The sequence below is a fragment of the Nereida sp. NH-UV-3 genome (genome assembly GCF_042939535.1).
GTDB classification, from domain to species: domain Bacteria; phylum Pseudomonadota; class Alphaproteobacteria; order Rhodobacterales; family Rhodobacteraceae; genus Nereida; species Nereida ignava.
Genome location: NZ_CP132157.1, coordinates 172241 through 185543, shown reverse-complemented (window position 1 = coordinate 185543; position 13303 = coordinate 172241). Strand labels below are relative to the sequence as shown.

The 13303-nt window shown below is 58.0% G+C and carries 13 protein-coding genes; 7 read left to right on the top strand and 6 right to left on the bottom strand.

Translation table 11 applies throughout. The features are described from left to right. The first annotated feature begins 5 nt into the window (after window positions 1-5). Together NeNHUV3_RS00875 and NeNHUV3_RS00870 are read left to right on the top strand one after the other, a co-directional pair. The gene (locus tag NeNHUV3_RS00875) at window positions 6-1325 is read left to right on the top strand and encodes a cobyrinate a,c-diamide synthase (protein ID WP_391481885.1); all 1320 of its coding nucleotides are present in this window, start codon (window positions 6-8) and stop codon (window positions 1323-1325) included. A 15-nt stretch (window positions 1326-1340) separates the two neighbouring features. Beyond that, window positions 1341-2582 carry an MFS transporter gene (locus NeNHUV3_RS00870; protein ID WP_341246761.1) on the top strand — a complete coding sequence of 414 codons (1242 nt, stop codon included), beginning with the start codon at window positions 1341-1343 and terminating at the stop codon, window positions 2580-2582. Here the strand turns inward: NeNHUV3_RS00870 and NeNHUV3_RS00865 are convergent. From NeNHUV3_RS00865 to cysS, 3 genes are read right to left on the bottom strand one after another with little or no spacing between them, the layout of a single operon-like run. Beyond that, window positions 2579-3349, bottom strand: a complete 771-nt coding sequence (locus tag NeNHUV3_RS00865) for a squalene/phytoene synthase family protein (protein WP_391481882.1) — start codon at window positions 3347-3349, stop codon at window positions 2579-2581. The genes NeNHUV3_RS00870 and NeNHUV3_RS00865 overlap by 4 nt on opposite strands. Then, window positions 3339-4949, bottom strand: a complete 1611-nt coding sequence (gene cimA / locus NeNHUV3_RS00860; RefSeq protein ID WP_391481881.1) for a citramalate synthase — start codon at window positions 4947-4949, stop codon at window positions 3339-3341. Before cimA ends, NeNHUV3_RS00865 begins: the two co-directional genes overlap by 11 nt. Beyond that, window positions 4946-6286, bottom strand: coding sequence for a cysteine--tRNA ligase (cysS, locus tag NeNHUV3_RS00855; RefSeq protein WP_391481879.1), 1341 nt, complete (start codon window positions 6284-6286; stop codon window positions 4946-4948). The genes cimA and cysS overlap by 4 nt, the downstream gene beginning before the upstream one ends. A 144-nt stretch (window positions 6287-6430) precedes the next feature. Between cysS and NeNHUV3_RS00850 the strand changes: the two genes are divergently transcribed. Then, on the top strand, window positions 6431-7606 hold the full coding sequence (locus tag NeNHUV3_RS00850; protein ID WP_391481877.1) for a pyridoxal phosphate-dependent aminotransferase: 1176 nt from the start codon (window positions 6431-6433) through the stop codon (window positions 7604-7606). A 64-nt stretch (window positions 7607-7670) separates the two neighbouring features. Here the strand turns inward: NeNHUV3_RS00850 and NeNHUV3_RS00845 are convergent, their stop codons facing one another. Both NeNHUV3_RS00845 and NeNHUV3_RS00840 read right to left on the bottom strand, forming a co-directional pair. Then, window positions 7671-9491, bottom strand: coding sequence for an ABC-F family ATP-binding cassette domain-containing protein (locus NeNHUV3_RS00845; RefSeq protein ID WP_391481876.1), 1821 nt, complete (start codon window positions 9489-9491; stop codon window positions 7671-7673). Between the two features lie 47 nt (window positions 9492-9538). Then, on the bottom strand, window positions 9539-10351 hold the full coding sequence (locus NeNHUV3_RS00840) for a GNAT family N-acetyltransferase (protein WP_391481874.1): 813 nt from the start codon (window positions 10349-10351) through the stop codon (window positions 9539-9541). A 110-nt stretch (window positions 10352-10461) separates the two neighbouring features. Between NeNHUV3_RS00840 and msrB the strand changes: the two genes are divergently transcribed. Continuing rightward, complete coding sequence (gene msrB, locus NeNHUV3_RS00835; protein WP_341246755.1) at window positions 10462-10860, top strand: peptide-methionine (R)-S-oxide reductase MsrB; 399 nt, start codon at window positions 10462-10464, stop codon at window positions 10858-10860. Window positions 10861-10866: 6 nt separating this feature from the next. Beyond that, on the top strand, window positions 10867-11394 hold the full coding sequence (locus NeNHUV3_RS00830) for a GNAT family N-acetyltransferase (RefSeq protein WP_391481871.1): 528 nt from the start codon (window positions 10867-10869) through the stop codon (window positions 11392-11394). A gap of 16 nt (window positions 11395-11410) precedes the next feature. Here the strand turns inward: NeNHUV3_RS00830 and NeNHUV3_RS00825 are convergent, their stop codons facing one another. Continuing rightward, entirely contained in the window at window positions 11411-11860 is a 450-nt protein-coding gene (locus tag NeNHUV3_RS00825) for an outer membrane protein assembly factor BamE (RefSeq protein ID WP_048597388.1), read from the bottom strand. Window positions 11861-11956: 96 nt separating this feature from the next. On the opposite strand from NeNHUV3_RS00825, the gene NeNHUV3_RS00820 reads away from it, so the two are divergent. Together NeNHUV3_RS00820 and NeNHUV3_RS00815 are read left to right on the top strand one after the other, a co-directional pair. After that, a complete protein-coding gene (locus tag NeNHUV3_RS00820) occupies window positions 11957-12526 on the top strand; it encodes a YceD family protein (protein ID WP_391481869.1) in 570 nt (189 codons plus the stop codon). Between the two features lie 137 nt (window positions 12527-12663). After that, the gene (locus tag NeNHUV3_RS00815; protein WP_391481868.1) at window positions 12664-13290 is read left to right on the top strand and encodes an FMN-binding negative transcriptional regulator; all 627 of its coding nucleotides are present in this window, start codon (window positions 12664-12666) and stop codon (window positions 13288-13290) included. Window positions 13291-13303 lie beyond the last annotated feature (13 nt).

The window sequence follows — 13303 nt, the reverse complement described above, 5'->3', positions numbered from 1 at the left end:
GACAGATGTCCGCCGCCTCGTCTTTCGCCCCAAACAACACTGGCTTTATGATTGCCGCGCCAAGCTCCGGGGCAGGTAAAACAACGCTAACGCTGGCTATTTTGCGCGCCTTGGCCCGCAAAGGCCCCGTCAGGGGGGCGAAATGCGGACCTGATTACATCGACCCGCAGTTTCATTCCGCCGCAACAGGACGCGCGTGTTTCAACCTTGATGGCTGGGCGATGGCGGACACCTGTCTTATGGTGCGCGCACAAAGTGACCCCGCCCCGTTGATCGTAGAAGGCGCGATGGGCCTTTTTGACGGGGAACTGCCCCACGCTAAGGGTAGCGCCGCGCGGGTTGCAAAAACCTTGGGGCTGCCAGTGGTTTTGATTGTAGATGCCGCGAAAACCGCGCAAAGCGTTGCCGCCGTGGTCCGCGGGATGATGCTTCACGATCCGGACGTCCAAATTGCAGCGGTGATCTTGAACCGTGTTGGTTCCGACAAACACCGCAGGATGATTGAAAGTGCGTGGGCCGACTTGCCGCCCATCATCGGCGCCGTGCCGCGCAGCGGACAGCTGTCTCACCCTTCGCGCCATTTGGGCTTGGTCCAAGCAGATGAGCGCGCGGACCTTACCGAATGGCTCGATGCGCTCGCGGATACGGCAGAGGCGCATATTGACCTCAGCGCGCTGCCTTTTGCGCCGCTTGCTAAGGCACCCCACGCAGCTGCAAAAACCATCAGACCGCCCGCACAACGTATCGCTATCGCCCAAGATGCGGCGTTTCGATTTGCCTATCCCCACATGTTGCAGGAATGGCGCGCAGCCGGTGCGCAGATCACACCGTTTTCGCCCCTGCAAAATGAGGTGGTGCCTGAGGCGGATTTCGTTTTCCTGCCCGGCGGCTATCCCGAACTTTATGCGGGAAAACTCGCCGCCAATGCGGCCTTCATAAATAGCCTTAAGAGCGCCTCACAAACAACTGATATATATGGTGAATGTGGTGGCTATATGCTACTTGGTGCAGGCCTGATTGATGCGGATGGAACGCGCCATCAAATGGCGGGTCTTCTGGATCTGGAAACGTCGTTTCAGCACCGCAAACTGCATCTGGGATACCGCTCTCTAACGCCGCTCACCCCTCAAACCACAGGCCTTTTTGCAGACCGTAGCGCCGCATCACTGCCCGCCCACGAGTTTCACTACGCCACCACATTACGCGCAAATGGCACACCGCTTTTTGGCGCAAAAGACAGCGAAGGCACATCTTTCAGCCACATGGGGTTAATTGAGGGTCGCGTTTGTGGTTCTTTTGCGCATATTATCGAGTTCAACACCTAAGTAAGGCCCCCTGACATGACCACCTCCGCCCCGACCTCGGCCATTGCATCTGACGCATTGGCCAAACGAAACGTTGCCGTTTTGGTGTTGTGCCAAGCGGTCATGGGCGCGCAAATCCCTCTGGTGTTTGTGGTGGCGGGACTGGCGGGGCAACAGCTGTCGCCTTATGCGTGCCTTGCGACATTGCCCGTTTCAATGGTGGTTTTGGGGTCCATGACCACGGCACCTTGGCTGTCGAACGTGATGCAAACATATGGCCGTCGCGTAGGCTTTGTAATTGGCACACTTGGCGGGATGGCCGGCGCAGGTATTGCTGCGTGGGGTCTGACGCTTGACAGTTTTCTCGTCTTTTTGTTCGGCAGCTACCTGACCGGTATCTATATGAGCGCAAACGGTTTTTACCGCTTCGCCGCAGCTGATACTGCTTCTGAAAGCTTCCGTCCCAAGGCGATTTCCTATGTGATGGCAGGTGGTCTGGCCAGTGCTATCATCGGCCCACAACTGGTCAGCTTCATCACAGCCGCCGACCCCGATCAGACCGTTATGCGCTTTTTCAATGTCTACGTGGCCGCAGCACTTTTGAATGCTGTAGGGTTGGTGCTTTTCTTTGCGCTGAAAATCCCGAAACCGCCAAAGCCCGCCACAGGTGCCGAGGCTGGTCGCAGCCGCGCAGAACTGTTGCGTGACCCGACGATCGCCGTGGCGATCATCTGTGGCATGGTTACATATTCGTTAATGAACCTTGTGATGACCTCAACTCCATTGGCCGTTGTGGGCTGCGGATATTCCACGTCTGACGCGTCAAACGTGGTGACAAGCCACGTGCTTGCCATGTTCGCCCCATCGTTTTTCACGGGCCATGTGATCGCGCGCTTTGGTGCCAAGAAAGTTGTTGCCTTGGGCCTTGTCATACTTGGGTTTGCGGGCGTCGTAGCCCTTACCGGAGTGGAACTGCTGAACTTCTACGCAGCGTTGGTGTTGCTTGGGATCGGTTGGAACTTTGGCTTTATCGGCGCAACAGCCATGCTTGCATCCGCCCACAGCCCCCAAGAACGCGGACGCGTGCAAGGCATGAATGATGCCATCGTTTTCGGATGCGTGACGCTTGCCTCGCTTGCGTCGGGCGGCTTGATGAACTGTTCAGGCGGTGACGTTGTGGAAGGTTGGAGCGCTGTTAACGTCGCGATGGTGCCATTTCTGGCGCTGGCCGGCGGTGCCCTTGTCTGGCTGATGCGCAGGCCCGCTGTTGCGGCCTAAAACGCACCCCGCGCGCTCAGCACCATCAGGCGGAGTTTACGCGCAAAGGGGCTTTCGTCAAGCTGCCCTTCTATGACACGTTCGGGAATTTCGCGCGCCGCACGCAGGGTCGCCTCGGCCCGCCAGCCGCTGCGCAAAACCGCGCGCGCAGGGGCGGACACGTGTCTCAAATTACTCTTGGCGTGCTTCATGTCGGACAGCGCCCGTTCAGCCAAATCGCGTACACCTTGGGGCGTGCCGTCCACCAGTGGAATACGCCCGCGGTCTTGAAGCTGCGGGATCGCGCGCAGCCAAGTAGCCACCCCAACCCCGAAACCATAGCGCAGGACATCTGTCCGCGTGTCTTCGGACACTTGTCCGCAAAGCCGGACAGCTGTCCATAACAACAGCCCCGAAGTATCTTCGATATAGCCATCAAAGGCGGCCATGTCCTCGAATGCGTCTGTGTAGACATCCCACCGCCTCGCGGCGACAAGCGCGTCCAGATCATCCGCCGCACGTGGATCAAGCACGGGGCCAAGGGCATCAACCACCTCATGACGGCGACCGCGCCCTTGGCCGATCTCTTCTAAAGCGTCGCGCCACCACTGTAGCCGCATTTCAGCAATCATAGGTTCTTTGGTGACCCACGGCGCGCGACTTACCTCAATATTGAAGGCATAAAGCGGAAAACACACACGGCGCACCGCCACCGGAGCAGACATAAGGGCCGCAAAACGGTCCGGATCAGCGCGCTCAACAAGGGCCGCACAGCTTTCAAACGACATCGCGCACCAGCTTCCAATTCACCGCATCCAGCAACGCTTCAAAACTTGCGTCCACGATATTTGCAGACACCCCAACCGTAGACCAGCGGTTGCCGCCGCTGTCTTCGCTGTCGATGACAACACGGGTCACGGCCTCGGTGCCGCCTTGGGTGATGCGTACTTTGAAATCCACCAACCGAATATCGTCAATCAGCGTCTGATAAGGCCCAAGGTCTTTGGCCAATGCCTTGGCAAGCGCGTTAACCGGCCCACGGTCACTGCCCGTTTCATCCATAGATTCCGACACCGACAGCATCTTTTGCCCATCGACTTTAACAACCACCACCGCCTCAGAGAGGCTGACCATCTTGTTACGCTTGTTTTTGCGCCGCTCGACCGTGACTTTGTAGCGTTTGACCTCAAAAAACTCTGGCGCTTGGCCAAGTTCGCGGCGCGCAAGCAACTCAAAGCTGGCCTGCGCCGTGTCGAACGAGTAGCCCGCGTCTTCGCGTTCTTTCACACGGTCCAAAATGCGCCCCAACGCAGGGTCATCTTTGGCAACCTCAAGTCCCATATCCCCAAGCCGCTTGCGCAGATTTGACTGCCCCGCTTGGTTCGACATGGGGATCACGCGCGCGTTGCCGACAACGGCAGGATCCACGTGCTCATAGGTTGCGGGGTTTTTCAAAATGGCGCTGGCGTGCAGACCCGCCTTGTGGGCAAAGGCTGATGCACCAACGAAAGCGGCCTGTCTTGCGGGCACGCGGTTCAAGATATCATCCAGCATCCGCGACGCCTTGGTCAGGCCTTTCAACGCATCGACTGAGACACCTGTCCGGAACGCGCTGGCATAGGGTTCTTTCAGCAGCAGAATGGGCAAAAGCGTGGTTAGGTTTGCATTGCCACACCGCTCACCCAAGCCGTTGAGCGTGCCTTGAATTTGACGCGCCCCCGCATCAACGGCCGCCAAAGTATTCGCCACGGCGTTTTCGGTGTCGTTATGGGTGTGAATCCCCAGTTTATCACCGGGGATACCCGCTTTGATGACCTCGGCAGTGATGCGCGCCACATCTTGGGGCAGACTACCGCCGTTGGTGTCACACAAAACAACCCACCGCGCGCCTGCCTCAATCGCCGCATGCAAACACCCAAGCGCATAGGCCGGATCGGCCAAATACCCGTCAAAGAAATGCTCTGCATCCAGCAGCGCCTCGCGCCCTTGGGACACGATATGGGCAATGCTGTCCGCGATATTGGCAAGGTTTTCCTCAAGGGTGATGCCAAGCGCGTCTGTCACATGAAACGCGCTGGTTTTACCCACAAGGCACACGGCGCCCGTGCCCGCGTTCAAAACACCCGCAAGTACCTCATCATTCGCGGCCGAGCGCCCTGCCCGTTTGGTCATCCCAAAGGCCGTCATCTGCGCTTTGGTTTGGGGCGCTGCATCGAAAAACGCGCTGTCAGTGGGGTTCGCACCGGGCCAACCGCCCTCGATATAATCAACGCCCAGATCATCAAGAACAGCGGCGATGTGCTGTTTTTCGTGGGTGTGAAACTGCACCCCTTGGGTCTGTTGTCCGTCGCGCAGGGTTGTGTCGTAGATATAGAGCCGTTCGGTCATAGCAGCTCCTCAAGCGTTGCTGCATCAAAGCCCAGAGGCGCGCTTAGGCTGACGCCCGCTTTTGACATTTGCACCTGAATACCAGCGGCCAAGAGTTTGGTCTTGAGCGCGTCTACGGCCCCGAAATCCTTGGTTTCCATGGCCTGTGTCCGCAGCGCTGACAGCCGCGCCTCAAGTGCGGACAAATCAACTTTGTCACCGGCCTCATCCACCTCCAGCAAGCCCAAGAACTGCGCCGATGCTTTCAACGCTGCACCCTCACCCGCAGAGGCCAAGCGGTGCAATTCTGCAATGGCTCCCGCAGTGTTCAGATCATCCCCAAGAGCTTCGATTACCACCGCGGACACCTGTCCACCGTCCGCCGCAAGCCCGCGCCATTTCGCGAGGGTTTTTTCCGCATCAGCACGCTTTTTCTCAGTCCAGTCCATCGGTTTGCGGTAATGCGTCGACAGCATCACAAACCGAATGACCTCGCCAGATACCCCTTGGTCCAGCAAGTCTTTTACCGTGAAGAAATTGCCCAACGATTTGGACATTTTCTTACCTTCAACTTGCAGCATCTCGTTGTGCAGCCACACTTTTGCGAACCCGTGACCGGCACAACAGCTTTGCGCGATCTCGTTTTCATGGTGGGGGAATTGCAGGTCGTTGCCACCGCCGTGGATATCAAATTCAGCGCCCAAAAGATCATGGGCCATGGCAGAACATTCGATGTGCCAGCCAGGTCTGCCGCGCCCCCACGGGCTGTCCCAACCGGGCGTTTGCGCATCCGATGGTTTCCACAGCACAAAGTCCATCGGGTTACGTTTGTAAGGCGCCACTTCAACACGCGCGCCAGCAATCATATCATCAACAGACCGCCCCGAAAGCGCGCCATATTCCGCATAGCTTTCGACCGCAAAAAGCACATGGCCCTCTGCCGCGTAGGCATGACCCGATGCGATCAAGCCTTCAATCATGTCAACCATTTGCGGGATATACTGGGTGGCACGAGGGGCTGCATCAGGCTCCAGCGCGCCAAGTGCGCCCATGTCGCTTAGAAACCAGCTAATTGTCTCATCCGTAATGTCGCCAATGGCGCGGCCCGTTGCGGCCGCTTTGGCGTTAATCTTGTCATCTACGTCAGTGAAATTACGCACGTATTTGACACAATCCGCCCCATATGTGTGGCGCAGCACACGGTAGAGCACGTCAAAGACCACGACGGGACGCGCGTTCCCCAAATGCGCACGATCATAGACCGTGGGACCGCATACATACATCCGCACATTTTGCGGGTCGATCGGCGTGAACGGGGCTTTTTCACGGCGCTTGGTATCATAGAGCGTAATCGTCATGGGATGCTTCCTGCGGTCTGTCGGGGCGGGCTTATCATTGCAATGCGGACGCGCCAAGAGCCTTGCAGACCCAGATGAAAGCTGCCGCCGCGTGCCGCGTAAATTCCGGTTGACCCGCACTGCACTCTCTGGCCCACATAGGGTATGAAATTATCAAACCGCATTAGCACCCTGACGGGCGACGGCGACGATGGGTGGGCGCTTTTGTACCGCGCCCGTGCGCTCAAAGCCGCTGGAACTGAAATTATCGACCTTACCATCGGTGAGCACGACATCCGCACGGACCCAAGCATTCTGGCCGCCATGAACGAAAGCGCCAAGGGCGGTCACACGGGCTATGCCAGCGTGCCTGGTACCAAACCGCTGCGCGACGCAGTTGCCGCACGGGTCAGCGCGCGGACAGGTGTCCCCACGACCCGCGACAACGTTTTGATCACCCCCGGCGGCCAATCCGCCCTGTTTGCAGCCCACCACGCGTGCTGCGACGAAGGCGACACCGCCGCCTATATCGAGCCCTATTACGCCACGTATCCCGGCACGATCCGCACAGTTGGTGCGATCCCGCGCGCCGTGCCTGTTCAGGCGGACAACGGCTTTCAACCAACCGCAACGGATCTGGCGGCAGCACGCGGTGCGCGCAGCTTGCTGATCAACACCCCCAACAACCCGACGGGCGTTATCTATACCCGACAAACCATTGAAACCATTGCGCAAACAGTCCTTGAAAACGACATGTGGCTGATCAGCGACGAGGTTTATGACACCCAAATCTGGCGCGGTGAACATCTGTCTCCCCGCGCGGTTGACGGCATGGCAGCGCGTACTTTGGTGGTTGGTTCTATGTCGAAATCCCACGCCATGACCGGCAGCCGTATCGGCTGGGTCATCGCCGATGCGCCGGTCATTGAACATCTTCGCGATCTGGCGACGCACACCACATACGGCGTGGCGGGCTTTATCCAAGACGCAGCACATTTCGCCCTGACCGATGATCCGGAGCTTGAACGGCGCGTGGGCGCCCCGTTTGAGCGGCGCCGCAAAATTGCGATGGATATTCTGGGCGCGCAAAACACAGTGCGCCTTATCCCCAGTGACGGCGCGATGTACCTGATGCTCGACATTCGTGGCACGGGGTTAAGCGGCGACAGCTTTGCCAACACCTTGCTGGATCATCACAACATTGCGGTCATGCCGGGCGAGAGTTTCGGCCAAGCGGCAGCGGGTCATGTCAGAGTTGCGATGACTGTGGATGATGGTGCGCTGGCCGAAGCGCTAAAGACACTTTGCGCATTTGCCGCTGACTTTTTGCCTGAGCAATAACAGCACCCTATGCGGTGAAGTTAAAGCTAATCTATGGCCGCCAGTTAGTCGCGGCCATAGGTACTTACCCCTCGGCGCGCTCTGCCAGTTCAAGCCATTCTTCTTCAGCCTGCGCTAAAAGCTGTTGCCGCTCAACCAGACCTTCGGTCGCTTTGGCAAACTTCACAGGTTCGGCTGTATAAAGATCAGGCTGCGCCAGATACGCCTCAAGCTTTGCGATCTCAGCATTCAGGCGGTCAATCTCGGCGGGCAGCGCCTCAAGGCGGTGCTTTTGCGTGAAACTTAGTGCCTCAACGGGTTTCGCAGCGGGCTCAGGCGTGGTTGTTTTTGATGCTTGTTTTGCTTGCGGCGCTGACGCCTCAACGCTTGCGGCAACGGCGCTGCGCTGACTTTGATAATCGCTCCAACCACCGGCATAGACAGTCGCGCGGCCATCGCCCTCCATTGCGATTGTGGTGCTGGCAACACGGTCCAAAAAGTCACGGTCGTGGCTGACCAGCAAGACCGTGCCATCGTATTCCCCAAGCAAATCTTGCATCAAATCAAGGGTTTCAACGTCCAAATCGTTGGTCGGCTCGTCCAAGACCAGCACATTAGATGAGCGCGCCATGATTTTAGCCAGCAAAAGCCGTGCTTTTTCACCCCCCGAAAGCGAGCGAACAGGCGCGCGGGCCTGACGTTCATCAAAAAGGAAATCCTTGAGGTAGCCAATCACGTGTCGCGGCTCGCCGCGCACCATAACTTGGTCTGCTTTACCCGAAACAGCCATATCTTTGTCGCCTGTCAGGCTGTCCCAAAGGGTCATATCCGGATCCAGCTGAGCACGGCTTTGGTCAAAAATTGCCAACTCAAGATTAGTGCCCAACTTGATCTGTCCCTCATCGGGAGACACTTGTCCGGTCAGCATGTTAAGCAGCGTCGTTTTGCCCGCACCATTCGGCCCCACAAAAGCAATACGGTCTTTGCGTTGGATCGTAAGCGAGAAGTCCTTGAGGATTAGCTTGTCGCCGTAACGCTTTGAAATGCCGATAGATTCCATAACTTTTTTACCAGATGTCGGCCCCGCCTCAAGCGCCATCGCGGCACCGCCTTGGCGTTTGATCATACCCGCACGGTCGGCGCGCAATTCCTGCAACGCACGTACACGGCCCTGGTTGCGTTTGCGCCGCGCCGAGATGCCTTCAACGGCCCAACGGGCCTCGGCCTTGATCTTGCGGTCCAGCTTGTGGCGCTGCATGTCCTCTTCTTCCCACGTGGCGTCGCGCCATTGCTCAAACGCGTCAAAGCCCTTTTCCTGACGGCGCACTGCACCACGGTCAATCCACAGGGTTGCGCGGGTCAAAGCACGCAAAAACGCACGGTCGTGCGAGATCAGCACAAACGCCGCACGGGTTTGTTTCAGTTCGGCCTCAAGCCACGCGATCGCCTCAATATCAAGGTGGTTCGTCGGCTCGTCCAACAGCATTAACTCGGGCGCTTCAGCCATAAGTTTGGCCAAGGCCGCACGGCGGCGCTCTCCGCCCGATGCAGTGGCCACATCGCCGTCGGGGTTAAACTTCAACCCTTCTGCAACCATGTCCACTTTGTAGCTTTCAGACGGGTCGAGCGCGCTGGTGGCGTAATCACCCAATGTGGCAAACCCCTCCATCGTGGGGTCTTGCTCCATGTATCCCACGCTGACGCCGGGGCTTGTCACGCACGCGCCTGTGTCTTGTTCGACCAAACCCGCCATGACTTTCATCAAGGTAGATTTGCCAGAGCCATTTCGCCCCACCAACGCTACGCGGTCTGCGGGATGAACCAGAAGACCCAGTTCGGAGAAGACAGGCTCGCCGCCAAAAGTCAGCGAGATGTCAGAGAGTTGTAAAAGGGGTGCACGTGCCATGGGGAGCAGCTATGTGCGTGCGGCCGCCGCGTCAACATGATCTTGCATCACGCCCAACTGTCCGCCAGCCGTTTGCGCGCCTCGGGCACATCGGCCACGCGCAGCGCAGTGAAAACATGGGTGGTCTTCATATGCGGATCAATCACCGCATGATCCCCGATCCAACCGCCCATCATAAGGTAGGTCCGCAAAAGCGGTGGCACATCTGTGGGGCGCGGAACTTGGCCAGTTGGCGTCAGTGAGGCCAGAGCCACTGCCTTACCACCTGCGATCTGACCCGCCTGCCCATCCAATAACACCGGCGCGCCATGCCCCTGACGGCCATGTTTGGCAAAAAGGTGGCAAAGCACATCCGTGTGGCGCGCAATCTCTGTGCCTTCAAAGCTTGAACAACCAATGATCACATCCACATCTGCGGCACGCACCAACTGGGCCAGCGCCCCCCAAGCGCGGCGCAACACATCCGCGTTTTGTACATCCGGATCCACGCAAACACGGCCCAATTCAAGCACCGTATCGCCGCGCTCTGCAAAGGGGCGCAAATCGTAAAAGCCGCCTGTGTAGCTGTCTGCGTAGCTTGCCGCACCTTGGGGCGTGGTCACTGGCTGCAACACACGGGTTCGAAAGCCCCCAACAATGCGGCCGTCTTGTTGATGATCCACCACAACATGATGCTGGGACAGGGCATCAAACGGGTCTGCATCAATGCCCGCACTGCCAAAGAACGCGCGGTGGCGCAGGGCCTGCAATGCGCGCAGTTCTGCAGGTCCTGATGCAGGCCGCGCGATAAAACGCGGCGCGCTGCGCGTTTGCGGCGCAGGGCTGAGCGGTTCATCAAAAGATGCGTCGCGGGGTTGCATGTGTTCGACCCTCCTTGGCGAAGCAGCCCGCTCACCCTATGTCTGTTGCAAGCGAAGGTCATCACCAAACATTGCCCACCCCCAAACGCCCTCGTTCAAGGAGACAGCCCATGGATAAAGTCATCAAAACCGACGCGGAATGGCGCGCGCAACTTAATGATCTTGAGTATAAAGTGCTGCGCAAACACGGCACAGAGCGCGCGGGCAGCAACGAAAACTTCCCCAAGGACGATGGTATTTACCTGTGCAAAGGCTGCGGCGCGCCGCTTTTTGATCAAGCCCACAAGTTTGAAAGCGGCACGGGATGGCCATCCTTTTACCAACCGATTGATGCAGAAATGGTCGGTGAAAAATCAGACAACAGCTTTTTCATGCGCCGCACAGAAGTACACTGCGCGCGCTGTGACGGGCATTTGGGCCATGTTTTCCCTGACGGGCCTGCGCCAACAGGCCTGCGCTATTGTATCAACGGCGTATCCCTGTCTTTTCACGCCGAAGACGAGGCCTGACCCGACGTGAGCACCTCCACCGCACCGCTTGTCCGCCCCGCAACCGCCGCTGACATGGCTGCTGTGACGCAAATCTACGCCCATGAGGTGCTGCACGGGCTTGCCACATTTGAAGAAACACCCCCCGATGAAGCGGAGATGACCAGCCGCTTTGATGCCCTGCGCGCGGGGGGATTTCCCTATTTGGTGGCTGAAATTGATGGGGTGGTCATGGGATACGCATATGCGGGCCCATACAGGGTGCGCCCTGCCTATCGTCATTCTATCGAATCGTCTGTCTACGTGGATGCGGCCGCCCGTGGGCGCGGTGTGGGGCGTGCGTTGCTTGCGGCCTTAGTCGCGGCCTGTGAAGATAAAGAATGGTCACAAATGGTGGCCGTCATAGGGAACAGCGAAAATCACGGCTCAATCCAGCTGCACGCAGGACGCGGATTCCACCTGACCGGCACGCTTCAGGCTGTGGGCTTTAAGCTGGGTCAATGGGTAGACACGGTGATTATGCAACGTGCATTGCGCAATACACTGGACAAATAATGCGGTTTGCCGGGGTTTAAGCGTCGTCCAGCAGTGATCCTGCATCAAGATTGCCCAAGTTACCCAACAGCTGACGCAAGAAGCTTACGCCCTCGATGTTGCTGTCTGTGACGCGCCGCGACAGGGCCACCACTTGGCCGTCCTCAAGCGTAAACCGCTCGATGTTGCTGACCACGCCGTCTGCGTCTGTGCTGATTGCCACAACTTCGCGGTCAATCTCGCTTGGGGCTTGGTAGGCATAAAGGCGGAACTGGCTTTGAACGTAATAGATACCGCTGTCCGTGCGCACACCGCCTGTTGTGGGCGGGCCAAAGCGTTCAATCACAGAATCGCGCGTATCAACCCCAACAGCCACTTCGGCCAGATCCCCATCAGTAGGTGCGTACCCGTGGTTGCGAAACCGTTCGGAACACGCCGTAACCGTGAAAACAGCGGCTGCGATGACTGTGGCTTTGAAAAGATGCATAACCAGTGTGACCCTTTATCCGAGCGCGCGTGGGTTGGCGTTCTGTGTTAATAGACCTATATCGGCACACTCGAGTGTTCAAGAATGGAAATCCCGATGACTGCGCCAGACCAGCCTACCCCACCCGCGGCCCATATTTTGCGACTGTCAGAATTGGCCTCGCGCAAGCCCACGCATTTTACCGTCACGCCCACAGGTGCGGATCACGACGCGCTGTTGGCTGATCTGCGCGCCGATCTTGGGGTGGAGAGCCTTCGCAAAGTACGCCTTGAGGGGAAAATCACCCCAAAAGGCAAAAACGACTGGCATTTGACCGCACAGTTTGGCGCGACCGTTACGCAGCCCTGCGTGGCAACGCTTGAGCCCGTGACCACCCGCATCGATGAGCCGCTTGAGCGGATTTACACGGCAAACCCACCCGCCGTTGATGAAGCCACGGAAATTGAGATGCCCGAGGACGACCGGATTGAGCCCCTGCCAGAAGCGGTTGATCTGATGCATGTCTTGTTCGAAGCGCTGACCCTGTCGGTGCCGGCATTTCCGCGCATCGAAGGCTCAGTTCCAGTGAAAATTGCGGTGACTGAACCCGAAAAAGAAGCCATGACCGACGAGCAGGCAAAGCCGTTCGCGGGGCTTGCGGATTTGCTTAAGGGCACCAAAGACTAACGCGTTTTTTTAGGGGATGAAACCTGCCCCCTGCTTTTCTGCGACGTCTTATCAGAAACGTTTGGCGAGCAGCCGCAGGGCTGCTAACCATTTCAACGCAGTACCAAATTGCCCAGTAGCCACAGTAAGGACATCTCATGCGCCAGCCCGAGGTATTCAGCGAGACCCGCGTCGACGTGATGCACGCAATGATGACCGAGCACCCTTTTGCGGCGATCGTGTCGCACGCCACAGGCAGCCTCAGCGCCGATCACGTTCCGCTTGTGGTGCACAGCAGTGTCGATCCGTTAGGTGCGCTGCACGGGCATATCGCTGTGTCGAACCCGCTTTTTCGTGAAACGTCCGGCCCTATTGAAGTGCTTTGCCTGTTCCAAGGGCCGCAAACCTATGTGACGCCTGCGTGGTATGCCTCAAAAAAAGAGCACGGCAAAGTTGTGCCCACGTGGAATTACGTGGTCGTACACGCCCGCGGGACCCTGACGTTCAAGCGTGATCCCGACTGGTTGATGCGCCATCTGCATGAGTTGACCGACGCCCATGAGCAAAACCGCCCCCAACCGTGGGCTGTGACCGATGCACCTGATGATTATGTGGCGCGGATGCTGCGCGGTTTGGTGGGCTTTGAGATTATCATCGATGATCTGCAAGGTACGTGGAAAATGAGCCAGAACAAAACACCCGCAGACCGCAGCAGCGTTGAGCGCGGCTTGGCGGAAGCCGGTGCGACTCACCTTGCAGATTTGGTTCAAAACCGCGGTGCCTGAGGCGTTCTGCACA

Excerpts from the sequence above, each read along its gene's own strand:
- NeNHUV3_RS00845 (WP_391481876.1), bottom strand. The coding sequence starts at position 9,491 with ATGGCACGTGCACCCCTTTTACAACTCTCTGACATCTCGCTGACTTTT.
- NeNHUV3_RS00865 (WP_391481882.1), bottom strand. The coding sequence starts at position 3,349 with ATGTCGTTTGAAAGCTGTGCGGCCCTTGTTGAGCGCGCTGATCCGGAC.
- cimA (WP_391481881.1), bottom strand. The coding sequence starts at position 4,949 with ATGACCGAACGGCTCTATATCTACGACACAACCCTGCGCGACGGACAA.
- NeNHUV3_RS00840 (WP_391481874.1), bottom strand. The coding sequence starts at position 10,351 with ATGCAACCCCGCGACGCATCTTTTGATGAACCGCTCAGCCCTGCGCCG.
- cysS (WP_391481879.1), bottom strand. The coding sequence starts at position 6,286 with ATGACGATTACGCTCTATGATACCAAGCGCCGTGAAAAAGCCCCGTTC.
- NeNHUV3_RS00820 (WP_391481869.1), top strand. The coding sequence starts at position 11,957 with ATGACTGCGCCAGACCAGCCTACCCCACCCGCGGCCCATATTTTGCGA.
- NeNHUV3_RS00850 (WP_391481877.1), top strand. The coding sequence starts at position 6,431 with ATGAAATTATCAAACCGCATTAGCACCCTGACGGGCGACGGCGACGAT.
- NeNHUV3_RS00875 (WP_391481885.1), top strand. The coding sequence starts at position 6 with ATGTCCGCCGCCTCGTCTTTCGCCCCAAACAACACTGGCTTTATGATT.
- NeNHUV3_RS00815 (WP_391481868.1), top strand. The coding sequence starts at position 12,664 with ATGCGCCAGCCCGAGGTATTCAGCGAGACCCGCGTCGACGTGATGCAC.
- msrB (WP_341246755.1), top strand. The coding sequence starts at position 10,462 with ATGGATAAAGTCATCAAAACCGACGCGGAATGGCGCGCGCAACTTAAT.
- NeNHUV3_RS00825 (WP_048597388.1), bottom strand. The coding sequence starts at position 11,860 with ATGCATCTTTTCAAAGCCACAGTCATCGCAGCCGCTGTTTTCACGGTT.
- NeNHUV3_RS00870 (WP_341246761.1), top strand. The coding sequence starts at position 1,341 with ATGACCACCTCCGCCCCGACCTCGGCCATTGCATCTGACGCATTGGCC.